We start from the raw sequence: 24,311 nt of genomic DNA on the forward strand, positions 1-24,311 counted from the left end.
ACGGGAGATATGCATGGCAATTGAAGCTTTCGGCCAGACTGCAGATGGCGAGACCGTGCACAGGGTGACTCTTGAGGCTGGCGGACTTACGGCAAGGATCATGACCTGGGGTGCGACGCTGCAGGATCTCAGGCTGGAAGGCTACGCGCAGCCGTTGACACTGGGATTCTCTGATTTTGCGAGTTATCCCGCCTCTCCCTATTTTGGTCAGACAGTCGGCCGGCATGCAAACCGGATTGCCGGCGGGCGGTTCACGCTGGACAATGTCAGCCATCAGCTTGAATGCAACGAGGGCGGAATCACCCACCTGCATGGCGGCAGCGCCGGCATTGCCAAGCGAATCTGGACGCTCGACAGTCATGACACGGATCATGCGATTTTCTCGATTGTCGATCCGGATGGCCAGTCAGGTTACCCGGGCACCGTGAAAATCGAAGCTCGCTATGAGCTGCGTCCCGGAGGCTGCATGGCCATCACCTATACCAGCGTCACCGACCGGCCAACGCTCGCCAACATTGCCCATCACAGCTATTTCAATCTCGATGGCTCCGACAGCATTCTCGACCACGATATGATGATCGCAGCCGATTACTATCTGCCGGTTGATGCAAGGCTGATCCCGACCGGTGAAATCAGGGCGGTCGAAGGCACGGATTATGACTTCCGCGAGCTGCGGCCGATCCGGCGTGAGGGGCCGGACGGGCAAGTGCCCTACGACCATAATTTTTGCATCTCGCCGCAACGTGAGGCTGTCCGCACGATTGCGCTGGTGCGCTCGATGCAGTCAGGTGTCGCCATGGAGCTGCGCTCGACCGAGCCGGGTTTGCAATTCTACAGTGGTTTCAAGATCAACCCGTCGGGGCCCGGGCTGACAGGCAAACCCTATTCAGCCAACGCCGGGTTCTGTCTTGAAACCCAGAGTTGGCCTGACAGCCTGAACCATGAAGGCTTCACCGGCGCCGTGCTTCGGCCCGGCGAGAAACTGGTTCAGCATACCGAACATGTGTTCATGCGCAGCTGAGCGCGAACCAGGGTGGATCGAAGGCTTCAGTCCAGCAACAAACGGTTGATGACGCGCGGTTTGTCGCCCGGGGCCAACCCCGGAGCGATGATCACTGCCTCGCCCTCGCGCGGAATGGTGCCGGAAATGGCGAGGATCAGCGCAGGATGCGTGACCATCAGCAGATTGCCGACTCCGTAAAATTGCTCGATTTCGGTGATCAGTTCCGCTGGGATCTCATTGGGATCGGCGCCGCCGACAATTGAATTGAGGTAGGCTTTGGTCTCGACATCCCTGCGTCCGAAAGCCAGCGTCGCGGTCTCCACTGCACGGCAGAATTCGCCGGAATAGATCGCATCAATGGAGACGGCCCGTGCGGCAAACCGCATGCCGATGCGGCGCGCCTCCTGAATGCCGCGGTCGGTCAGGCTTTTGCGTTTGTCGCAATCACCCATATCCGGTCTGAGCGGTTCGCCGCCGCCGGGTGTGCGCGAATATCCCAGCAGGATCGTATATCCGCCTTGCGCCAGTCGCGCCCAGGCTGCTTCCGTCGCAAAGCTTTTGGTGGGCAGGGCAAGGGCAATGATGGCCAATGCAAGAACTAGGGCCACTGGCCAATCATTTTTGATCAATTTCATCCCTGCAATCTAGTGGTTTTGGCGAGTGATGTAAGGGGGCATCGCAATGTCGGGTGAAACTCTCATGATCGGAATGCTGGCGCTCGGACGTTCGAGCCACGTTATTGCCTTCGGACCCGGAGGCTCCGCGCGAATCGGGCTGATGGCAGACACTGAAGGCTGAGCAGCTTGCCGGACGCAGGCGTCGGCAGATCCACAGCGATTATCTCAAAGACGAAATTTTCGCGGACGGCAATCTGGCCTAATCAATCCGCGCCATCGGCACATGAGCCGTGCCGTGCCTGCCGGATTTCAATCTGGAAGACGTCAATAAAGCAGCCTGACGGCGACCAGGGTGATGGCCGGGAACATGGTCAGGATGGCGACCCGGACAATGTCTGTCAGCACGAAGGGGAAGACGCCGCGATAGGTTGCCGACAGCGGCGTGTCCTTGGCCATGGAATTGATGACGAACAGGTTCATGCCCACCGGTGGTGTTATCAATCCAACCTCCACGACGATCAGCACGATGATGCCGAACCAGAGCGCGAATTCTTCGGGCGTCAGGCCGAAATCCAGCGCCGACATGATCGGGAAGAAGATCGGAACGGTCAGAAGGATCATCGACAGCGAGTCCATGATGCAGCCGAAAATTAGATAGAGCAGCAGCACCGCAATCATCACCAGCCAGGGATTGAAGCCTTGGCTGCCGACATAGGCGGCAGCGGTTTGCGGCAATTGGCTGAGCGCCAGAAAGGCATTGTAAACGCCGGCGCCGAAAACGATGAGGAAGATCATCCCGGTGGCGCTGGCGGTTGCCAGGATCGATGTTTTCAAGGTGGCGCGGCTCAAGCCGCCATTGGCAAAGGCGATCACGCCTGTGCCGAAGGCGCCGACAGCTGCGGCCTCGGTGGGGGTGAAAATGCCGCCATAGATGCCGCCGACCACGGCGATGAAGACAATCAGCACCGGCCACACCGCAATCAGGCTCTTGAAGCGTTCGGAATAGGGCGCACGCTCGCGGTGGCCGGCCGATTCAGGTTTGAGCCGGACATAGATGGCGATGGCGATCATATAGCCAATGGCTGCGAGAATGCCGGGAATGAAGGCGGCAACAAACAGTTTGGCGATGTTCTGCTCGGTCAGGATGGCGTAGATGACGAGGATCACCGAGGGCGGGATCAGAATACCGAGCGTGCCGCCGGCCGCCAGCGCGCCTGTCGCCAGTTCGCCGGAATAGCCGTAGCGCTTGAGTTCGGGCAGGGCGACCTGGCCCATGGTGGCGGCAGTGGCCAGAGACGAGCCGCAAATGGCGCCAAATCCGGCACAAGCGCCGACGGCTGCCATGGCGACGCCGCCTTTCTTGTGCCCCATCCAGGTTTCAGCTGCCTTGAAGAGGGCCTGCGACATGCCCCCCAGGGTGGCGAACTGACCCATCAGCAGGAACAGCGGGATGATCGACAGCGAGTAGCTGGAAAACGTGCCCCAGGTCAGGTTCTTGAGTTGCGCGAAAATCATCAGGAAAGAGCCATTGATGAAATAGCTGCCGCCAATGCCGGCGATCAACATCGCGAGCCCGATCGGGATCCGCAGAAAAATCAGGATCAGCAGCACCGGAAAGGATATCAGCGCGATGTCGATATTGCTCAATGCATGAACTCCCCGTGCGCCTGATCCTGCCCGGTCATAAGCGCCCGAGCGCTCAGGATCACGCACCAGAAACTTATCAAGACAAACCCAAACGCACCGAGCAGGCCTGACGCATAGGCCCACCAGATCGGATACTGGATGATGAAGGTGGTTTCGCCATAGGCCAGCTTGTCCAGCGTTCCGGCCCAGTGCTTCCACGCCAGCAACACGGCAATGGACAACATCAGCAGATCGGCAATCATGTCGATCACCCGGTTGATCCGGTCGCCCATATGCATGGTCAGAATTTCCACCGATGCATGCTGGCGGTTGATCTGCACCCAGGGCAGGAAGGCAAACACTGCGAAGCCGGTGCCGAGTTCGACCAGCTCGAAATCCCCGCGGATCGGCGAAAGCCCGAAGGCCAGCAAAGCCCGGCCGGAGACCGACATCACGGTGGCGAGTATCACCGCAATCAGCGCCAGGCCGCCTAAAATTGCAAGAAAGGCGGCCAGCGTCCGCATCAAGCGGTCAATCCGGTCAAACATGAAAAACCTCCCCGGCGGGGCCGCGAAAAACCCGCAGCAAACATCAATGGCGGGCTTGAAGCGATCTTGCAGAAGCTTTGGTCAGCACCTCGGATAAAGCCGCAGTCCCGTTCCCGGCTCAGTCTAACCGGACCGGCGGTCTGGCGACAGGGCGAATCCAAGCCTATTCCTGCAAGATCAGGACGAGCAAAAAGATGTGATCATCCACGACACCAGAACATGGAGCCGGCGGGGAGAGCCGTTTGGCAGGCCCCGCCGGCAGCTAAAAGCCAGTCGATTTACATCGTGTTCTTGGCAATCAGATCCTTGGCCTTGCCGTAAAGGGCTTCTCCGTCGATGCCCTTTTCCTTCATTTCGGCAAACCAGTTGTCGCGCACCTTCTCGGCGACCGTGCCCCAGCGCGCCACTTCTTCGGCATCCAGAACAACAATCTCGTTGTCGGTGGCTTCGGCGATCTTGCGGCCCGGAGCGTCAAACGAAGCCTGGGTCTTGCCGGCGAAGGCCGAGAAGTCTGCCCCGGTGTTGTCGTCGAGGACCTTCTTGAGGTCATCGGGAAGGCTGTCGTATTTGGCCTGGTTCATGGCCAGTACGAAGGCCGCGGTGTAGAGCGCATGGTCACCGGAGAACTCGGTATGGGTATTGACCAGTTCGGCGATCTTCAGCGCCGGTGTGACTTCCCACGGAATGACGGTGCCGTCGATGACGCCCTTGGACAGGGCTTCCGGGATTGCCGGAACCGGCATACCGACCGGCTCGGCGCCGAGTTCGGAAAGCAGCCCGTTGATGACGCGGGTCGGGCCACGCAGTTTCTTGTTCTGCATGTCTTCGAGCTTGCGGACACCTTCGCCCTTGGCGTGAATGACGCCGGGGCCGTGCACCCAGGTGGCAAGGATCTTGATGCCCTGGAATTCCTGGGCTTCCATGTCGGATTTGAACAAGTCCCAATAGGCGCGCGAGGTGGCCTCGGCATTGGTCATCATGAAGGGAAGTTCGAACACTTCGGCGCGCGGGAAGCGGCCAGGCGTATAGCCGGGAAGGGTCCAGACGATGTCCACCACGCCATCGCGGGCCTGATCCATCAATTGCGGCGGCGTGCCGCCAAGTGACATGGATGAAAAGACTTCGATCTTGATCCGGCCGCCGGATTCGGTGCCGACTTTTTCGGCCCATGGAATCAGCAACTCAGCCGGTACATTTGCCTGCGCGGGCAGGAACTGGTGCATGCGCAGAGTGACTTCCTGTGCGGCGGCGCTGAGCGACGTCGCGCCAACGGCGGACAGTGCAAGAGCTGCCACTGCGGCGGACTTCAGGAAATTGCGTTTTTTCATTGTATCCTCCCAGATAGATTTTTGCGGGTTCGATACCGCGGGTCCCCATGAAACTAGGGGTATTTTTTGTAACTGCCTAGGACCGTTGCGGATCATTGCGCGGATGCGGTCACTAGGGCTCTCCCAAACGGTCTTCAAGGTGTATTCACAAATTAACCGACCGCCCGGTCACTTAATAATTGGAAAAGCCCGGCCCGACAACTGTTTTCTTGCTGGATAAACGAAGGTTGAATGGGCAGCCGGCATCTGATTGCGCGACAAGTGCAAGCAGACTGTGACAATGCGCAGCACCATTCGAGCCAACGACCGCAGGGTGGCGCGCATTTCGTCAGAAATCTCCGCGCCGGATCACTCGCGTTGACGGGCAGCCTGCACTCGCTGGCGCATTATTCAAAGTTTCACAGTTGATCCTTTTGCAAAAAAAGAAAATGATGCGGCGGGGCAGGAGAAGGTATTGCACCCCAGGGAGGTATTTATGACGAATGTTTCGATGACCGTGAACGGGCGATCCGTTTCCGGCCAATGCGAGGACCGGATGCTTCTGGTCCAGTTCATCCGCGAAAATCTCGGTCTGACCGGAACCCATGTCGGGTGCGACACGTCCCAATGCGGCGCCTGCGTCGTTCATGTGGACGGCAAGGCGGTCAAATCCTGCACCATGCTTGCCGCGCAAGCCGATGGATCAGAGGTGTTGACAATTGAAGGTCTGGCATCCGGTGGCGAGTTGCATCCCGTACAGGCGGCGTTTCGTGAGCATCACGGCCTGCAGTGCGGATTTTGTACGCCCGGCATGATCATGTCGGCAGTCGACATGATTTCGCGCCATGGCGGCAAACTCGATGAGAAGACGGTTCGGGCAGAGCTGGAAGGCAATATCTGCCGCTGTACCGGCTACCACAACATCGTCAAGGCCATTCTCGATGCCGCGTCCAAAATGGACGACGGGGCGAGGGTCGCAGCTCAATAGGCATGCCTGAACAGGCAATGGCGAAAGGCGGCGGACTTTGAACAGGCAGACACGGTGTCGGTGATCGGGACGGCGAGGCGGGATGAAAAATCCGGCGTTTCCAGACCTTCGATTTCAGACAACAGCGATCCTGCCCAAACATTTCCCACCGGCTTTTCTCCACACTCAACCGGAGGAGTTTGAGACATGGGATTGGAAGGCATCGGCGCCAGCGTGGCGCGCAAGGAAGACAAGCGGTTTATCACCGGCAAGGGGCGCTACACCGACGACATGGTGGTTCCGGGCATGAAACATGCTCATTTCGTCCGCTCGCCGCATGCGCATGCGAATATCAGGGGGATCGACACATCGGCCGCTATGAAGATGCCGGGGGTCATCGGTATTCTGGCTGGTGACGAACTTGCCACGGACGGCATTGGGTCGCTGATCTGCGGCTGGATGATCCATTCCAAGGACGGCTCGCCGATGAACATGGGTGACTGGCGTCCATTGGCGCAGACCAAGGTGCGCTATGTCGGTGATGCGGTGGCAGTGGTTGTTGCCGACACCAAGGCCCAGGCACGCGACGCTGCCGAGGCGGTGGTTATCGATTACGAAGTGTTGCCAGCGGTCACTGAAGCTGTCGATGCGCTGAAGCCCGGCGCGCCGCTGATCCATGACAATGCGCCTGGAAACCTGATTTACGATTGGGAGATTGGTGACGGCGCCGCAGTCGATGCAGCTATCGCCGGGGCTGCCCATGTGACCCGGCTCGACCTCGTCAACAACCGCCTCGTGCCCAATGCCATGGAGCCGCGCGCTGCGCTTGGTCACTATGACGAGGGTGAAGACCATTACACCTGCTGGACCACATCGCAGAACCCGCATGTGGCGCGGCTGGTGATGAGCGCTTTTTACAATGTTGCGCCGGAAAACAAGCTGCGGGTGATTGCGCCCGATGTCGGCGGCGGTTTCGGCTCGAAGATCTATATCTATCCGGAAGAAATTGTCTGTCTGTGGGCATCCAAAAAAACCGGCGTACCGGTCAAGTGGGTTGCCGACCGGACCGAGAGCTTTCTCACCGACGCGCATGGCCGCGACCATGTGACGACCATCCAGATGGCGTTTGACGCGAACAACAAGATGCTTGCGGTGAAAGCCGACACGGTCGCCAATCTGGGTGCTTACATGTCGCTGTTTTCGTCGGTGGTTCCGACCTTCCTGCATGCGATCCTGTATTCCGGGCAATATGTCATTCCGGCGATCCACTGCAACATGCGCACCGTCTACACCAACACCGCGCCAGTCGATGCCTATCGTGGCGCCGGGCGGCCAGAAACAACCTATGCACTGGAACGGGTTGTGGAGACTGCGGCGCGGGAACTGGGTGTGTCTCCGGCTGAATTGCGCCGTCAAAACTACATCCGCGAGTTCCCCTACCAGACGCCGGTGATCCTTTGCTATGATTCCGGCGACTACGAAGCCTCGCTGGATGCGGCGATGGCTGCCGCGGATTACAACGGCTTTCCCGGCCGCAAGGCGGAAGCCGAAGCGCGCGGCATGAAGCGCGGTATCGGTATAAGCAGTTATATCGAGGCCTGCGGTATCGCGCCGTCGGCAGCGGTGGGATCGCTTGGCGCCGGAGTGGGGCTTTGGGAATCTGCGGAAGTCCGGGTCAATGCGGTCGGAACGATCGAAGTGCTGACCGGGTCGCACAGCCATGGCCAGGGCCATGAAACAACCTTCGCCCAGCTCGTTGCAGAGCGTTTCGGCGTCGGCATCGACAGCGTCTCCATCGTCCATGGTGATACCGACAAGGTGCAGATGGGCATGGGCACCTACGGCTCACGTTCTGGTGCCGTCGGCATGTCGGCGGTGGTCAAGGCGCTCGACAAGGTCGAAGCCAAGGCCAAGAAGATCGCCGCGCATCTGATGGAGGCTGATGAAGCCGACATCGTCATAGAAGGCGGTCAGGTCAAGGTTGCGGGCACCGACAAGTCGCTCGGTTGGCACGAAGTGTCGCTCAGCGCCTACACCGCTCACAACCTGCCGGAGGGCATGGAACCGGGGCTGAAGGAAGGTGCTTTCTTCGATCCGACCAACTTCTCGTTCCCGGCCGGCTGCCACATCTGCGAGGTCGAGGTCGATCCGGAAACGGGCAAGACGGAAATCGTCCAGTTTGTTGCCGCCGATGATTTCGGCAACATCATCAACCCGATGGTTGTCGAGGGGCAGGTGCATGGCGGCGTTGCGCAGGGCATCGGCCAGGCGCTGCTTGAAGGCACGCATTACGATCCGGAAACGGGGCAGTTGCTGACGGCGAGCTACATGGATTACACCATGCCGCGGGCCGACGATCTGCCGGGTTACACCGTCTCCAATACGGTGACGCCTGCGACGTCGAACCCGCTCGGGATCAAGGGCTGCGGCGAGGCAGGCGCCATCGGCGCGCCTCCGGCGGTGATCAACGCCATCACTGACGCAATCGGCAACAATGACCTGACAATGCCTGCGACCCCCGAGCGGGTCTGGGCAGCGCTCCGGTCGGCACAATAGGAAAGGGAGGCAGACATCATGTATGCAACCAATTATCACCGCGCCTCCTCGGTCGAGGACGCAGTCAATCTGGTTTCGGCAAATGACGAAGCCAAGTTCCTGTCGGGAGGGCAGACGCTGCTTCCGACCATGAAGCAACGGCTTGCAGCCCCCTCGGATCTGGTGGATCTCAGGCATGTCGCAGGGATGAAAGGCATCTCGGTGAATGGCAGTTCGATCCGGATCGGCGCTGCAACGACCCACGCGGAAGTGGCGGGCTCTTCGGAGATTGCTGCAGCCTGTCCAGGGCTCAGCCATCTCGCCGCCCATATCGGCGATCCGCATGTGCGGCACATGGGCACCATTGGCGGCTCGATCGCCAACAATGACCCGGCGGCGGATTATCCGGCGGGCTTGCTTGCGCTCAACGCCACAATCGTCACCAACACGCGCTCGATCAGCGCCGATGATTTCTTCACCGGCATGTTCGATACCGCGCTGGACGATGGCGAATTGATCGTTGCGGTCGAAATCACCGCGCCGGCCAAATGCGGTTACGCCAAATTCCCCAACCCGGCCTCGCGCTATGCGATGACCGGCGTCTTTGTCGCCAGACAGGGTGACGGGTCGGTACGGGTGGCTGTCACCGGCGCCGGTTCGGACGGGGTGTTCCGGGAGGCGGACATGGAACAGGCGCTGGCTTCGAACTTTTCGGCAGGGGCGCTTGATGGCGTCACCGTGGACCCCTCCGACCTGATGGCGGATATCCATGCCTCGTCGGTCTACCGCGCCAATCTGGTCAAGGTGATGGCCAAGCGGGCAGTTACCGCGGCGGGCTGACCGGTTCGGTCCCTGTGACGTGAATAGTCATACTGAAAACAGAAAGGGCGGTTCTTCGGATCCGCCCTTGTTTCATTGGCGGATCAGGCCGATTTGCGCAGCAGCGATGCCGCCACTGCCCGGGCGTCTTTATCCGCCGCATAGACGTCTTCGATGGATTGTGCCACGCGGCCGTCATCGAGCCGATCCATCGTGGCGGCGACGATATCGGCCATGCCGAGAAAACCGATCTGCCCGGCGATGAAGGCTTCAAGGGCTGCTTCCTTTGCACCGTTGAGGACTGCACCCTGCAGGCCGCCGCGCTGCATGGCGGTGCGGGCCAGCGTCAGGGCCGGAAAACGCTCCTCATCCGGCGCACTGAAATCGAGCCGGGCGAGTGCTGCGAAATCAAGCCGTTCGACGGGAAGATTGGCGCGGCGGGGATGGGAAATGGCATAGCCGATGGCGTGACGCATATCCGGAACGCCGAGTTGGGCCAGAACCGAACCATCACAATAACCGACCATGGAATGGATGATGGATTGCGGATGAACGATGACTTCGATCTGTTCCGGCTCTATGCCGAACAGGTGACGCGCCTCGATCATCTCCAGAGCCTTGTTGAACATCGATGCGCTGTCGATCGAGATTTTGAGACCCATGGAATAGTTCGGGTGGGCGGCTGCAATTTCGGGCGTTACCGCAGCCATCTGGGCGCGGGTGTAGTTGCGGAAAGGGCCGCCGGATGCGGTCAGAATGATGCGCTGGATGGCGTGGCGCTGGTTTTCCTCAAGTACCTGAAAAATGGCATTGTGCTCGCTGTCGACCGGTAGCAGCTTGCCGCCACCTTTGGTGATTGCAGCGGTAAACAGATCTCCGGCGGAGACCAGGCATTCCTTGTTGGCCAGTCCGATGTCGGCGCCACGCGCCACAGCGGCCAGAGTCGGCGCCAATCCGGCAATGCCGACGATGCCCGCCATCACCAGGTCGGTGTCGCGCTCGCCCGCCTCAACAAGTGCTGCGGGACCGGCACCGACTTCAATGCCAGTTCCGGCAAGCGCCGATTTCAGTTCGTGATAGCGATCGGGATCTGCGGTCACGGCAAAGCCCGCGCCGGTCTGCCGGGCCTGCTGGGCCAGAAGGCCGATATTGCCCATCCCGGTAATGGCGGGCACAGCAAAGGCCTCGCGGCCGCCGAGATGCGACATCACTTCGAGCGTGTTGCAGCCAATGGAGCCGGTAGCGCCGAGAATGGAGATGCGGCGCCGTTCCGTCTGGGGGGGCGATACTGGGAGCGATGCGGGGGCATGGGTCATGGCGACACCTTCATGGGCTCGGGCTGTGCGGTCAAGCTGCGTTCAAAGCCCGGTGCGGCCATTGAGATCAAGGAGTTCGATGAAAAGCGCCGAATGATCAAGATTGCCGCCGTCCAGATCGTCCTGTAGCCGGACGAAGCGGTCGCGAATGGCCTGAACCAGCGGCAGTTGGATACCAAGCTCCTGCGCTTCGGAGAGCACGTTGTTGAGGTCCTTGATCTGTACGGAGACGCGCCCGCGCGACTCGAAGTCACCATTTTGCATGCGTTCGCCATGCAGTTGAAGAATTGTTGAATCGGCGAAGCCGCCGCTCAGTGCTGTCCGGAATGCCGCCAGATCACCGCCACCCGCAGACACCAGAAGCGTGGCCTCCGAGACTGCGCCAATGGCAATGCCGACAATGGCCTGATTGGCGAGCTTGGCGAGTTGACCCGAACCGGAGGGACCGACGCGAACCGGACGTCCCATCGCCTTGAACAGATCAACCGCGTCGTCAAACACCTGCTGGTCACCACCGGCCATGATTGCCAGTGTCCCGGCCTCAGCACCCTTGGTGCCGCCGCTGACCGGCGCGTCGAGGTGGCGGATGCCAAGTTTGGAAAGCCGTGCAGCGTGTGAACGGGCCTCGGACGGACGGATCGAGCTCATGTCGATGAGCGTTGCGCCAGGGCTGATGGCCTTTGCCGCGCCGGTGGTGAACAGAACGTGCTCCACAGTCGCGCCATCGGTCAGCATGGTGATGATGTGAGTTGCGCCGGCAACTGCGTCGGCGGCGCTGCCGGCAATCCTTGCACTTTCGTTAGCCAACGGGGCTGATTTTGATGGATCGCGATTCCAGACCGTGAGCTTGAACCCGGCGCCAAGCAGCCGCCGCGCCATCGGCAGTCCCATAAGTCCGACACCAAGCAATGCAATCGAGGTGGTCATGTCCGGTTTTCTCCCGCGTTCCGATGCCCGGTGCGAAGCCTTACAGAAGCGGAAAGAAAATCGCAATTTTGTGTGATCAGCCTACAGGTAGCAGACCCATGAATTCGTCCTGGTGCCGCTGCAGAGCAGCGCCGCGCATCCAATCGGATGGCGGCGCCGCAACACTCTATAGAATCAGGATTTGCGCAGGCCTGCCTGGTGCAGCAGCGATGTCCAGCTGTTCATCGAAGCGAGGTGGCAGTAGATCGTCGCCAAGGCGTCGGCCTTGCGCAGCTTGAGGAAGTCCTCATCGCTCATGGACAGCAGCTTGGCTTCATCGACCAGATGAAACCCGGTGATGTTGAAACTCTGGCCATCGCCAAGAGTGATCTTGCTGGTTCGCTCGGCCAGAAGGCCACTTTCGGCAATCACCTTCATGATTTGCCGGGTTTTGACAAACATGCCCTGATACTGCTCGCAAAATGCCAGGGCGCTGGTGATGACCTCACCCTGCTTGCCGTCTTCGAACAAAGGTTTGACGTCCGGCTTGGCCTTGGCGCCCAGGCTGACCAGCCGGGCGGGATCATTTTCGATGCACAAGGTGAGCCGTTCGTCGGTTTCGCCGCCCGCAAGAATAAAGGGGTAACGCCTGACATAGGCAGGCACATAATGTGGCTCGGCCCATTTTCCTTTGGCATCTATAAACAGGTTTTCGCCTTCCTTGATTCCGGTCACCACCATGGGCATGAAATCGGGTCCGGAAAACACGATCGGGTAAGAGCGCATTGCCGCCGGCATTTCGGCAGCCATCAAGGGGATGACGATTGCGTTCGCGGCAAAGCCGTAGTCACCGGTCAGCGCAAGTCCGTTCTTGCCGTGGCGTTCCGGACTGACCGCTTCGGGAGCCTTGTAGAAAAGTGGCAGCGTGTTTGGTGAGTTATCCGTTGAACCAGCCAATGATGTGTCCCCTCGCGTGTATCTTTGTTGCGACAGATTTTTGGCGCGTGTGGAAATGTTTTACAAGTGCAATCTGTCCTAATCTTTAATACTGGCGGGGGTAACGCCAAGTCATCACCGGAACGGACAATGCCAAGCCGGCGGCATCTGCCTTAAACCGCTATACTTCTTCTGCAGCCGTCAATAACGTGGCCCGATGTGTGAGTCTGATATCCTTGATAGCCGTTATTCGTGGATGCGGCTTGCCGCAACACTGGCGATCGCGGTTCTTGGCAATGTCGGAATGTGGGCGATCATCGTCATCATGCCGGCGGTGCAGAGCGAGTTCGGAATTGACCGGGCTGATGCCTCCTTGCCCTATACCTTGACCATGGTCGGTTTTGCGCTGGGCAATCTGGTGATCGGCCGTGCCGTTGACCGCTACGGGGTCACCGTGGCGCTGATCGGGTCAGCAATCGCCATGGCCACAGGCTTTGCGCTTGCCGCAGTCAGCAACTCTATTGTGATGCTGTCGGCGATGCAGTTTATCATCGGTTTCGGCTCGGCGGCGGGGTTTGGACCGCTGATTGCGGATATCTCGCACTGGTTTCACCGTCGACGGGGTATTGCCGTGGCGATCACGGCCAGCGGCAACTATTTGTCGGGGGCGATATGGCCGCTCTTGTTGAGCGGGGTGCTGACGGATTATGGCTGGCGCACCGCCTATGTGATTCTGGCGATTGTGCCAGTCGCGCTGATCATTCCGCTGACCTTCCTGCTCAGGCGCCGGGTTCCCGACGATGCCACGGCCCACGCCAACCGATTGTCGCTCGCCAATGCGCAGTCGGTCAGTTTTTCGCCAACTTCGCTGCAATGGATGCTGGTGCTGGCCGGCATCGGATGTTGCGTGGCGATGTCGATGCCGCAGGTGCACATCGTTTCCTATTGCACCGATCTTGGCTATGGCCCGACGGTCGGTGCCGAAATGCTGTCACTGATGCTGATGGGTGGCGTGGTTTCGCGGCTGATCTCCGGGTTGATCGCCGACCGGCTGGGTGGTGTCAAAACCCTGCTGATCGGATCCACCCTGCAATGCATTGCGCTGTTTTTGTATCTGCCCTTTGACGCCATGGTGCCGCTCTATGTCGTCAGTCTGATCTTTGGTCTGTCGCAGGGCGGGATTGTTCCGAGCTATGCCCTGATCGTGCGCGAATATCTGCCGGCCAGGGAAGCCGGGGCCCGGGTCGGCTTCGTCATCATGGCGACCATCATCGGCATGGCGCTGGGTGGCTGGATGTCAGGCTGGATTTACGATTTGACCGGATCCTACCGTGCCGCATTCCTCAACGGCATCGCCTGGAACTTTCTCAACATCGCAATCATGGTGCTGCTTTTGTTCAAGTCGCGGGCACGGCGCGGGCAAGCTGTGCCAGCGTAACGCCAATGTGGACAATTTTCAGAAAGTTGAGCGTCGCCACATAAGTTCGGATTCGGCTTCGTTGATTTCATTGGCAAAAATCGGCGTCGCCACTTTTCGTATTCGGACTCGTCGCCACACAAGTTCGGATTCAGGGTGGCCATCGCCACATGAGTTCGGACTCATAAAAATCGCTCTTGGTGGACGCGCATTCTTACGAGGTTTTTCCTGTACTATTTCGTAACGGCCCAGTTGTCCTGTCAAACAGTGTCCACTTGAAAATGTAGCCTCGGTTCGGATACTAATTTTGCGTGTTCAACCCATCGAGTATGAGCGTGACGGAGGACGGCAGAGACGAACTCGCGCGACGACTATCACGCCTCGCTGAAATCGACGAGGAGCGGAACCGATTAGCTTGCGAAATTGCCGCCCTGTCGGAGCATCGGCCGAGCAAGCCCTATCCCACAGAGTTACAAGGTCTGCCATTGTTTAGCCCGCTGGCAAAACAACGGCCCTGGGTAACACAGCACTCTGATTCATCCGACAAGATCGATCTCTTCCTCGATTTGTTTACAGGAAGGCGTGACGTCTATGCGGTACGATGGGAGAACTCCGACGGTAGTAGGAAGGGATACTCGTTCCACTGTGCCAACTTCTGGAAAAATGGCTGCCAGAAGAAGACAAAGGGAGGCAAATGCAAAGGCTGTCAAATGAGGGAATATATCCCATTCGACGGCCATACCGTACGTAATCATCTGCGCGGGACAGAGAACGACCACCGCGACAAAGAGTTCGTCGCGGGAGCGTACGCGCTACTCATGGATGAGACCTGCAGGTTCGTAGTCGCCGACTTCGACAAAGCGGATTACAAGGAAGATGCCAAGGCTTTCAAAGTGGCATGCACCGCATCTGGTATTCCCACTTATCTCGAACGATCCCGATCAGGGAACGGATGTCATGTGTGGGTATTCTTCACTTCTCCCGTTCCAGCGCGCCACGCCCGACGCATGATGCTGGCAACGCTTACGAAGACCATGGAAGCTAGGCCTGATATCGGGTTCGACTCTTACGACAGATTGATCCCAAACCAGGACAAGATGCCCAAAGGAGGACTGGGCAATCTGATTGGCCTTCCCCTCCAGCAAAGATCGCGCGTCGACGGGAACAGCGTTTTCGTGGATGACGAATGGCAACCGTATGACGACCAATGGGCCATCCTTTCTGGCATCAGAAGGATGACACCGTCTGAGGTAGAGGCGTTGTCAGAGGAAGGTACCGGCGCTGGAGCGGTTTTGGGGTTACAGGTTCCTCAGTCAGAGGAGCATGCCGACGAGCCTTGGAAGATGAAGCCATCGAGGCCTATTACCTCTCCGAGCGCCGTGGGTCTTACTGGCAAAACCATAAAAATGAAGCTTGGCAACCAGCTATACATTGAGCGCAAGGACCTTCCGTCTCCCGCTGCCGCGCAGTTCGCAAGGATAGGGGCATTCCAGAATCCCAAGTTTTACAGCGCTCAGGCAATGGGGCTGTGGACTGGGGAAATCCCTCGGGTCATATCCGCCGCCGAGATTTTTCCCGAGCACATCGGATTACCGCGCGGTTGCTTAGAGGAAGCCCGCGACCTGGCCAAGCTCTACAACGCCGAGATCGACTTTGAGGATTGAATAGCCCCTAGATTTGTAGACGCCTTCTTCCCTAAATTTGAGGCAAGGAGGCCATCATGAGCACAGCCAAATTCAGTGACGATTTTAAACGCGATGCTGTTCATCAGATCGTTGAGCGCGGTTATCCAGTTGCGGAGGTTTCACAGCGGCTGGGCGTCAGCCCGCATTCGCTCTACGCGTGGAAGAAGAGGTTCTCACAGCCATCGGGCGGCGACGACAAAGATGCCGAGATCAGACGGCTGAAACGCGAACTGACCAGGGTCATCGAGGAGCGCGACATCCTAAAAAAAGCCACCGCGTATTTCGCCAGGGATGCAAAGTGAGATACGCGTTCGTGGCCGAGCATCGCCCGCTGTTCTCTGTGCGGGCGATGTGCCGGTGTCTGCGCATCCAACCTAGCGGCTTCTATGCCTGGCTGAAGCACCCGTTGAGCAAACGGGCTCGCGAAGACGTGCGCCAGACCGAGCTCATTCACAAAGCATGGAAGGACAGCGGCAAGGTTTATGGCTATCGCAAACTCCACGATGATCTGCTGGATCAGGGCGAAACGTGCTGTCCGAACCGCGTTGCACGTCTGGCCACACTGGCGGGCATCACAGCGCAGATCGGTTACAAGCGTAGGCCGGGCAGCTACGGCGGCAAACCGTCATTGGTGGTGGACAACACGCTAGACCGGCAGTTCGACGTGGACGTGCCAGACAGGGCCTGGGTCACTGACATCACCTACATCCGTACTCAAGAAGGTTTCGCCTACCTCGCCGTCGTTATCGATCTCTACTCCCGCCGTGTCGTCGGCTGGTCGATGCAAAGCCGCCAGACAACGGATGTTGTCCTGCAAGCATTGCTCATGGCCGTTTGGCGAAGGAAGCCGAAGAACAGGGTGCTGATCCATTCGGACCAGGGCTCGCAGTTCACCAGCATGGACTGGGCTGCGTTTCTGCGCGCCCATAATCTTGAGCACTCAATGAGCCGGCGCGGCAACTGTCACGACAACGCTGTTGCCGAGAGCTTCTTCAACTTGCTCAAGCGCGAGCGGATACGACGACGGACTTACAAAACCCGAACCGAAGCGAGGCAGGATGTGTTCGACTACATCGAGATGTTCTACAATCCCACGCGCAAGCATGTGAGGAACGGGATGCTGTCACCCGTCGAGTTCGAACGGCAGCAGAGAACGAAGACAGAGGGTGTCTAGAAAACTCGGGGCTATTCACTGCTCTCTACTCTTACGTACCCGATATACGTCATTGCTGGCTTTTCAAAGGACTGGAACTTCTTTTCAGAAGAACCGTAGCTGTTAAAAAAGCTTCGAGTACCAGCAGCGCTTACAAACGGGATTGCGACTATTTTGTCATCGCTCCTTGCGTTCACGGCAGCAGCAGCGATCTTTTTTCCTTCGGTGGAATTGATCCAAATTTTTGCGAAAAAGAGCGCTACGAACGAAAGTCCAAAAGTTGGTATCGCGGTAACTACAGCGACGATGAATAGGATACCAAACAGAGACAAGATGTAACCCCAAGAATTTTTGCGCTCACCACACGGATAGGAGGTCTTATTAAGTTAGGCAATACTACTTGCAAAAATCAAAGTTTTTGCAACGGTTTTTCACGGCTTATGATTTCAAGGGCTTGGCTGTCGCAAAATCTTGTCGCAAAATGATTGCCAGATTTCTAGTGATTGGGTGACCACTGGATCGACTAAAGACTTTAAGTTCTCGTGAGCCGAGAGAAATAATCTTATTGAATTAGATGGAGAACCCAGTATGGCGCGCCGTTTGACAACAGATTCCCAAATAGATCAATTCATTTCTAGAGTAATTGGCGAAGCCAACCACCATGCACCTCAAGTTGTAACTGTCATTAAGCCACTCTCGGACGCAGTGCGAAGGCGGCTTAATCTGTTGATTGATCGTGTGGAAGTGTATGAACGAAACGGAAAGCTGGCCCGCACCTGCTGGGTGACAGTTGAGGGAAACCGCTATGTTTTTAGATACGATTATTAAACCTTCAAAATTGAATTGAAGGTTAAAAGCACGCAGGGCGCGGTTAGGTACCAATTCGACAACAACACAACGCAGCCTAACAACCCGCAACAGGTTGCGCTGCTAAAAATACGTTTTGAGCGGTAATCATGAGAAGCGACAGCCATCTCTCAAAAGACTGTTGAAAAAAAGGATGGTTTTTGCGACTCTCAATGGCGAATGAACAGATATTTCTGCTCTTGCCTATATATGCTGTTAATGCAATTTTTGCAGATGTCTGTGGCAGGGGGATGGTGCAATGAATTTAAATTTCGCAGTTGTTGATGTTGAGACTGCCAACGAGAATTTTTCTTCTATATGTTCTATTGGGGTGGCCAAGTTTAGAGCAGGAAAATTGGTTGATGAGCATTATACGCTCGTGAATCCAGAGACTTATTTCTCAAACACTTACATTCATGGCATTGACATCTCGCATGTCGAAGACGCGCCAAAATTGGCCGAAGGTTTGACTATGCTTAGCGCTTGGCTATCAGACGATTACGCACGAACAGTCTGCCACATGCCATTTGATAAGACGGCCACTACGAGAGCGGCAGATAAAGTCAGTATGAATTGGGATCATATAAATTGGCATGACAGCGCGAGAGCGGTAAAGCTTGCTTGGCCAGAGTATAGACAAAGTGGGTATGGTCTCAAAAAAATTGCCAAAGTTCTGGGTATAGAATTTGAGCATCATAATGCGCTTGCCGATGCAAAGGCCGCTGGTGAAGTGTTGCTAGCGGCCGCGAAGATAATAGATGAAAGCAAGGCCAGCCTTTGGGAGCAAATATCGCAGGACAAAGCCACGCGCGCGCGCCTGAATTACCTAAAAAATGTGACTGATAAACCGATTGCAAATCCAGAGGGTGAGTTCTTCGGACAGGGCGTTTGCTTTACTGGCACTCTACCAAATATGACGCGAAAAGAAGCCTCTGCCTTCGCCGCTGCGTTCGGTTTTGATATTCAAGGGTCGGTCAACTCGAAATGTAATATTTTGGTAATTGGTGCAATAGATGAGAGCAAACTTTCTGAAGGAGCAACCAAAACAGGCAAATGGGCAAAGGCAGAAGCGCGAATAGAAAAAGGCGAAGAATTGCGGATAATGAGCCCTAAAGACTTTGAAGCGTTATTTGCCTAGCCAAAATGACGGCTGCCCCACCCGCTACATGTATTCAAAATTTGCTCCAACACTAAGTCGCATAATCGGATTACTGGAACTTGTCGCAAAACCCGTCGATTTTGCAAGCTTTATATGGGCAAGTGATTTCATAGGCTTGGCTATCGCAAAACCTTGTCGCAAATGTCTTTAACATATCTGTTTAGAGACCAAGCTGCCATTCGCTGTAATCATCGTCTAGGTCAGCAATGGGCCGGAAGTGCCAATCATGACCTGGCAACTTCGGGCGGAAAGGCGACATTGGTGGCAGTAGCCAAAACACGGTTTAGCAAATCCCTTATAAATACTCTGTGATGATGGGCTTAGAATTTGGAAGGTCGGTGCGCATGCTACGATGCGATCAGTTTCAGTTTTGCAGCTGGTTCATCATTGATTTACACTGCCATCAACACCTTCTCGGAAAAGGCAGAGAAATCAATGTGGAATACAAATTTGAAAAATGGTGTCATCGACAGTATTCCGCTGATTTACTTTTTTCAAATATTTACGCCAAAGTGTGAACGGCGGTACATCGGCATCGCAACAAGCAAGGTTCGACTGTACCAAGCCTACCGGAACAACGTCCAACGTATTTTTGAGGGTAAGCAAAAGCGAGGGAATGGACCTCTTACGAGAGACGGGCGGCCGCAGAAGCGTAGCAATCTTGAGTATAGGCGTGTGCACTTATTTCTGGCAGTTGCGGTCGAGAACAAGTGGCCAATTATTCATACTGCGATTGAAAATGGTACAAAGGATGAAGTCAAAGCGCGTGAACTTGTCCTCATTGAAGAGCTTAACTCCGACCTCAATTCTAGATTTGGTCAACCACGCCAGGGGTGGTTGATTGAGGAGTATGCCGATTTGAAATCAAAGGTGATTGCGGGGGAGATTTAGGGTAATTACCCACCCCCTTGCCATGCACCACAATGTCTGAATCCATGATGATATGGATCGGACTGATTTGCAGCAGCTGAGCAAGGACGAATTGATCGAGATGGTGCTTCGGCTCCAACGGCCTGCCAAGGATTCTCGGACGTCTTCCAAGCCGCCCTCTACGGACAAGAAAGAGAAACGCGTCAACTCACGACCGGGTGGAGCCAAGCCCGGGCATGAACCCCACAATAGGGTGCTGGCGGATTTTGCCGACATGTTTCGCGATCATGAACCGACCGCCTGCAAGAGATGCGGCCATGCGTTTTCCGGTGATGATACGATGGTGCTGGCCGGGGCCTATGACGAGATCGATATTCCTGCGATCCGTCCTCATGTCACCCGGCATCGGCGTTTTTCCTGTCATTGCCCGCAATGCGGCACGACGACAAAAGCCACCGCACCTGCCGTGGCAACCGCAACGCCGTTCGGGCCAGGCATTCACGCGCTGGCGATCTACCTCAAGAGTTTCCATGCATTGTCTTACGAACGCCTGAGCGGTGTGTTCATGGATATCTTCGGCCTCCATGCGAGCGAGGGCGCGATCATGAACATGTTTGCCCGCTCCCGTCCGAGCTTCCAGGCCACAGCACAGGCCGCCAAGGCCAGCCTTCGAGCCGCCCGCGTTGTCGCCAGCGACGAAACCGGTGTGCGTATTGAGGGCACAAATGCCCAACACTGGGTTTTTCATTGCAAGGATGCCGTTGTCCACCAGCCCGATTACTCCCGTGCAGCACGGGTCGTTCACGAGACCATGGGCGGCCATGTCCCCGAGGTATGGATATCTGATCGGTATTCAGCCCAGCAATCTCACGGCCATCGACATCAAACCTGCCTTGCACATTTGGCGCGTGATACAGCCTTTGCGCTGGAACATGGCGAGGATGATCTCCCTCTTCGCTTCCAGCTTTGGTTTGGCCGTGTGTTTGATTTCGCCAGAGCCATAAGCACATTCGCTGCGTCTACCGTCGCAAGCAAGAAGCGCAAATTCGATAAACAGCTTGCCGGGCTTCTATGCGCCCCGACTTCATGCGACCTGGCCCAAAAGCTCCAGGCCAAGATCGGGCGGGCCCGCGATCAGCTGCTGACGTTTTGCGACTATCCCGGAGAAGTCGATGTCACCAACAACACATCTGAGCGAAAGCTCCGTCCATGGGTCATTCAGAGAAAGGTGACAAACGGATATCGCGCCATGTGGGCCGCCCAAGCCGAGGCGGATGTACGCACAACCGTCGATACCGCCCGCCTTAAAGGCGCAAATCCCTTCCAGGTTATCGCATCCGTCTTGGCGTAGGCCGACATCAAGGCCCGAAATCATAAATTCAGGGGTGGGTAATTACGATTTAGGTGGGACCTTTATTGCGGCGTCGGCAAAATCGAGAAAGTTCCGCAAATCTGCATCAAGGGGCTGTTACGAAGTTTGAACTGCCCCCGGAAAAACTGGGCAGAAGACGGTGGGAATCTTCTGATGTTTCTAGACCATGATAAAGCCTGAAAAACCGATCAAAGTTTGCTTTGACGGGGTGCAATATAGCGTCCAAAATGGGGGCCACCAAGATCGGCTTTGGGCCGGAAGTGCCAATCATGACCTGGCAACTTCGGGCGGGGAGCGGTCGTTCGCTGTGGTGCCCACCAAGGTCTGCAATGTGGATATTTTTGCAGCTCAGATTTTGCCGCAATCGGTCCGAAGTTCCAGATATCCGATTATGCGACTTTAACAGCGAATGACGGCTTGAAGAGCTTTGCGATTCGTGACTCTTTCTTGCGCATCTTTTAGGATGAACGGTATATTTTGCATATTTCGGTGAAACGAATCGACTCTTTTAGACATTGTCATTTCTTGAAGCGCACCCTTGCCATGCTTTTTTTCAGCTAGCTCCGAGAAAATCTTATAAGCTTCATTTATAATCGGATCAGAAAAAACCATTTTACTTGTTAATTCTAGAGGGTCTGCAGAGTAACCCAAGAACGTATACTCTGCTGGCGAGGTTTTTCGAAACAGAAGCGGCATATTTTCGTCGCGTTTGTCAGTGCCCTCTGAATACGGGTCAATCGCTGAGTAGACAGTTTCGCGTTCCGCTTTATTGTTGATTTTTATACCATCAACAATTTCGTCAATTCGCGCAGTTTTATGATTTCCACTCTGATAATACTCCACAATCTGTGTAATGTAACTGGCCAAGGACAAGCGAATATCTTCTAGAGTTGGGACACAAACTGGTTCTTGCTCTGACATAATTCGCCCTTTTGACAAATAAAATTCTAGCTTGAGACCCTAAATTCTAAGTCGAAAAACTAATTATCTCAATGGCGGTTTTGTCCGCACAGCCTCCATTGAAAGTCGCAAAAAACATGGTTTTTGCACCAAGACGCCGCCGTTCTCCGTCGCATCAAAGGCGGATAATCTACCGCTGAAAAAAATCTTTCCGAATATCACTCAGAACTAGGCGTGCCTGTTCCGAGATGTAGGAATCCCCAATCGTTCGAGGGACGCAATAAACATGCTGGCGACCCCTCAATTGCGTATCAACTATAGAGCCAGCTTTTTTGCCCAATGCAATAACTGCTCTTGGCGATATGATTTTTAGTGTTGGCGCAACAATGTATTCCCAAGCAGTTTTACGGACCAGACTTGGTGGAAATTTGTCATCACGGGTGCGGTATGGAACGATATTCATGTATGCAACATCGTCGATCGTTGCGCCTGCTGCGCTTAGAGTTGGCTCTAATATTCTCCAAAGATTCCAACCCTTTACAATTGTAGCAAATTCTTTGTTTATTAATTCGAAATCATCTAAAGCTGATTTTTCAGAACTTCCTCTAAAATCTTTTAGGAGAGGATAGAACAATTCGTCTTCTAATGAGCGCTTCTCATAAGCATCTCCGCCACCTCCTGGGTTAATTCCCAAAAGCAAAATTCCTTTGTTAACCTCATATCCGCTACCAACATATCCAGAGAACATTATAGCGCTATCGGATGTCAGATTTATTGGCCTTAACTGAGCGTCTGTATCACCAAATATTTCGCTGCGAGTGATTTGAGTTAGGTCATGGAAATGTCTCGCCAATGAGCACCTTGAATCAGAAAAATCATTAACAGCATTGTTCATCAATTTCTCTCACACACGTGTTGCATAATACGTCAACTAGAACCGTCTTCAAACGGGGGGGCAATTCCATAAATGTCGGAATTTGTACCCTGACCATCCCTAAAATTTGGTCGCATAATCGGATATCTGGGACTTCGGATCGATTTCGACGAAATATGAGCTGCATAATAATTCCGCATTGCAGCTACCCGCCCAAACTGCCAATCGGGACCCTGGTGCTTTCAGCCCTTTGCGGACTGTGGTGGTCTTCGCGACAAGAGTCTGCTTGGAGCCCTAGTCGGACGTTGCTTCGAGTTTTACGACGACTATTTGTGACACCCAAACAGCCGGTTTAGTTGGGTGCTGATCGACTTCGTAAAAGGTTGACTCTTGACTGCAACAGAATTCTCAAATTTATTTCAGCATGACGCGATATTGTTAGTGACTTGACTTATGTTATCCTACTCATATTATACCCGATAATACAATAAAACGCATTTTATCTGAATATATATTTAGTGTAACATTGATCAATTGAAAATCTGATCACGGTCATAAGAAAGAAAATTATGGTATCTGATGTTTTCATTCAATCTGGCGAGCGTAGAAAAATCAACGCCCGACGACACGAGATAAACAATCTCATTATTGAACCCGGCGGTGAGTTGTATGTTCCAGTAAAGTCAAGGGGATGGCTCCTTCTTAACATTTCAGGCAATGTTCAAATCGGTGGGACGATCACATTTCGTGGATGCATCGCCACCAATGGCGGGCGCTCGATAACTCTGCCTGATGGAAGCGAAGCAACATTCGCGCATCCGCAGACTGCACTAGGGGGGTATGGCGGAGATGGAGGAATCGGCGGCTTTGGGGGTGCAGTTACTGGTGGAAAAGGCGCTGCCGGCACGGTGAATTATGGTGGCGGTGGTGGTGGTGGTGCGTATGCTAGCCATGGCAATCCACCGGCCGCAATAAGTGGAGACAATGCGGTAGAATATCGTGCTGGTAGAAAGCACTCCCCTGGCGGCAATGGAGGGCGCAACAACGCATCTGTACACGGAGGTATGATCTACATCTACGCGCCAACTGGGAATCTCGATGGCAGTGGTGGTCGAATCGACCTTCGTGGCTTCGACGGCGCAAACGGAATAAATGCACCTCAGACTACTGGACAGCAGGGCGGTGGAGGGGGCGGAGCCCCGGGGGGGCACGGCGGCTATTTGATTATCAGAACAGCGACGATTCTGGTTGAACCAGAGTTGCTGCTGGAGCCAGGAAAGGGTGGGCACAATGGCCTGAGAGGCGGCCTTCACCGAGCCAACGGAACAGATGGATATCGCGGCGATGACGGCGAGCAGGGCTTGGTTGACTATTATTAAAAGCACCTAGCTAAATTGCCTTGATAGGAGATTTTGTCGGAGCAGACCTTCGGTGCCGCGCATTTGAATGTATGGA

At 55.6% G+C, this 24,311-nt stretch carries 21 protein-coding genes; 11 read left to right on the plus strand and 10 right to left on the minus strand.

All coding sequences use genetic code 11. The features are described 5' to 3' along the window. The first annotated feature begins 13 nt into the window (after positions 1–13). Positions 14–1,021, plus strand: a complete 1,008-nt coding sequence (locus tag IMCC20628_RS22235; RefSeq protein WP_047032026.1) for an aldose epimerase family protein — start codon at positions 14–16, stop codon at positions 1,019–1,021. 26 nt (positions 1,022–1,047) lie between these two features. Here IMCC20628_RS22235 and IMCC20628_RS22240 read toward each other — a convergent pair whose 3' ends face one another. From IMCC20628_RS22240 to IMCC20628_RS22255, 4 genes are all read right to left on the minus strand, one after another. Then, a complete protein-coding gene (locus IMCC20628_RS22240; protein WP_197078362.1) occupies positions 1,048–1,611 on the minus strand; it encodes a histidine phosphatase family protein in 564 nt (187 codons plus the stop codon). Positions 1,612–1,944: 333 nt separating this feature from the next. Further along, entirely contained in the window at positions 1,945–3,267 is a 1,323-nt protein-coding gene (locus IMCC20628_RS22245; protein WP_047032028.1) for a TRAP transporter large permease, read from the minus strand. After that, positions 3,264–3,794, minus strand: coding sequence for a TRAP transporter small permease (locus IMCC20628_RS22250; RefSeq protein ID WP_047032029.1), 531 nt, complete (start codon positions 3,792–3,794; stop codon positions 3,264–3,266). Before IMCC20628_RS22250 ends, IMCC20628_RS22245 begins: the two co-directional genes overlap by 4 nt. A 278-nt stretch (positions 3,795–4,072) precedes the next feature. Beyond that, on the minus strand, positions 4,073–5,122 hold the full coding sequence (locus IMCC20628_RS22255; protein ID WP_047032030.1) for a TRAP transporter substrate-binding protein: 1,050 nt from the start codon (positions 5,120–5,122) through the stop codon (positions 4,073–4,075). 475 nt (positions 5,123–5,597) lie between these two features. Here IMCC20628_RS22255 and IMCC20628_RS22260 point away from each other — a divergent pair, with 475 nt between their 5' ends. Next, positions 5,598–6,089, plus strand: a complete 492-nt coding sequence (locus tag IMCC20628_RS22260) for a (2Fe-2S)-binding protein (protein ID WP_047032031.1) — start codon at positions 5,598–5,600, stop codon at positions 6,087–6,089. Here IMCC20628_RS22260 and IMCC20628_RS25225 read toward each other — a convergent pair. Further along, positions 6,083–6,238, minus strand: coding sequence for a hypothetical protein (locus IMCC20628_RS25225; RefSeq protein ID WP_156174614.1), 156 nt, complete (start codon positions 6,236–6,238; stop codon positions 6,083–6,085). The genes IMCC20628_RS22260 and IMCC20628_RS25225 overlap by 7 nt on opposite strands. Positions 6,239–6,275: 37 nt before the next feature. Between IMCC20628_RS25225 and IMCC20628_RS22265 the strand changes: the two genes are divergently transcribed. Together IMCC20628_RS22265 and IMCC20628_RS22270 are read left to right on the plus strand one after the other, a co-directional pair. Further along, the gene (locus tag IMCC20628_RS22265) at positions 6,276–8,624 is read left to right on the plus strand and encodes a xanthine dehydrogenase family protein molybdopterin-binding subunit (RefSeq protein WP_047032032.1); all 2,349 of its coding nucleotides are present in this window, start codon (positions 6,276–6,278) and stop codon (positions 8,622–8,624) included. 18 nt (positions 8,625–8,642) lie between these two features. Beyond that, positions 8,643–9,443, plus strand: coding sequence for a xanthine dehydrogenase family protein subunit M (locus tag IMCC20628_RS22270; protein WP_047032033.1), 801 nt, complete (start codon positions 8,643–8,645; stop codon positions 9,441–9,443). A gap of 83 nt (positions 9,444–9,526) precedes the next feature. Here IMCC20628_RS22270 and dxr read toward each other — a convergent pair whose 3' ends face one another. The 3 genes from dxr to IMCC20628_RS22285 all read right to left on the minus strand — a co-directional run bounded on the left by dxr (position 9,527) and on the right by IMCC20628_RS22285 (position 12,601). After that, a complete protein-coding gene (dxr, locus tag IMCC20628_RS22275) occupies positions 9,527–10,738 on the minus strand; it encodes a 1-deoxy-D-xylulose-5-phosphate reductoisomerase (protein WP_047032034.1) in 1,212 nt (403 codons plus the stop codon). A gap of 42 nt (positions 10,739–10,780) precedes the next feature. After that, positions 10,781–11,665, minus strand: a complete 885-nt coding sequence (locus IMCC20628_RS22280; protein ID WP_047032035.1) for an NAD(P)-dependent oxidoreductase — start codon at positions 11,663–11,665, stop codon at positions 10,781–10,783. Positions 11,666–11,839: 174 nt separating this feature from the next. Then, positions 11,840–12,601, minus strand: a complete 762-nt coding sequence (locus tag IMCC20628_RS22285) for a SapC family protein (protein WP_047032036.1) — start codon at positions 12,599–12,601, stop codon at positions 11,840–11,842. A gap of 196 nt (positions 12,602–12,797) precedes the next feature. On the opposite strand from IMCC20628_RS22285, the gene IMCC20628_RS22290 reads away from it, so the two are divergent. The 6 genes from IMCC20628_RS22290 (at position 12,798) to IMCC20628_RS22325 (ending at position 21,061) form a co-directional block, all read left to right on the plus strand. Then, positions 12,798–14,018 (plus strand): MFS transporter, encoded by a 1,221-nt coding sequence (locus IMCC20628_RS22290; RefSeq protein WP_047032037.1) that lies wholly within the window; start codon positions 12,798–12,800, stop codon positions 14,016–14,018. 290 nt (positions 14,019–14,308) lie between these two features. Continuing rightward, entirely contained in the window at positions 14,309–15,661 is a 1,353-nt protein-coding gene (locus IMCC20628_RS22295) for a hypothetical protein (protein ID WP_156174615.1), read from the plus strand. Between the two features lie 56 nt (positions 15,662–15,717). Continuing rightward, positions 15,718–16,856 (plus strand): IS3 family transposase gene (locus IMCC20628_RS22305; RefSeq protein ID WP_156174386.1). Its coding sequence is split into 2 segments (ribosomal slippage): positions 15,718–15,955 and positions 15,955–16,856, totalling 1,140 coding nucleotides; the frame shifts between segments, so codons are not numbered across the junction. A gap of 1,084 nt (positions 16,857–17,940) precedes the next feature. After that, a complete protein-coding gene (locus IMCC20628_RS22315; protein WP_047032039.1) occupies positions 17,941–18,819 on the plus strand; it encodes an exonuclease domain-containing protein in 879 nt (292 codons plus the stop codon). A gap of 408 nt (positions 18,820–19,227) precedes the next feature. Next, the gene (locus tag IMCC20628_RS22320; protein WP_156174616.1) at positions 19,228–19,731 is read left to right on the plus strand and encodes a hypothetical protein; all 504 of its coding nucleotides are present in this window, start codon (positions 19,228–19,230) and stop codon (positions 19,729–19,731) included. Between the two features lie 52 nt (positions 19,732–19,783). Next, entirely contained in the window at positions 19,784–21,061 is a 1,278-nt protein-coding gene (locus IMCC20628_RS22325) for an IS66 family transposase (protein WP_047028619.1), read from the plus strand. A 420-nt stretch (positions 21,062–21,481) separates the two neighbouring features. Here the strand turns inward: IMCC20628_RS22325 and IMCC20628_RS22335 are convergent, their stop codons facing one another. Together IMCC20628_RS22335 and IMCC20628_RS24850 are read right to left on the minus strand one after the other, a co-directional pair. Then, a complete protein-coding gene (locus IMCC20628_RS22335) occupies positions 21,482–22,003 on the minus strand; it encodes a hypothetical protein (protein ID WP_047032042.1) in 522 nt (173 codons plus the stop codon). Positions 22,004–22,172: 169 nt separating this feature from the next. Beyond that, positions 22,173–22,877: a hypothetical protein gene (locus tag IMCC20628_RS24850; protein ID WP_197078364.1), complete on the minus strand. Its 705-nt coding sequence runs from the start codon at positions 22,875–22,877 to the stop codon at positions 22,173–22,175. A 548-nt stretch (positions 22,878–23,425) separates the two neighbouring features. Between IMCC20628_RS24850 and IMCC20628_RS25230 the strand changes: the two genes are divergently transcribed. Then, the gene (locus IMCC20628_RS25230) at positions 23,426–24,235 is read left to right on the plus strand and encodes a hypothetical protein (RefSeq protein WP_156174617.1); all 810 of its coding nucleotides are present in this window, start codon (positions 23,426–23,428) and stop codon (positions 24,233–24,235) included. Positions 24,236–24,311: the final 76 nt, after the last annotated feature.

It is taken from the genome of Hoeflea sp. IMCC20628 (assembly GCF_001011155.1).
Classification (GTDB): domain Bacteria; phylum Pseudomonadota; class Alphaproteobacteria; order Rhizobiales; family Rhizobiaceae; genus Hoeflea.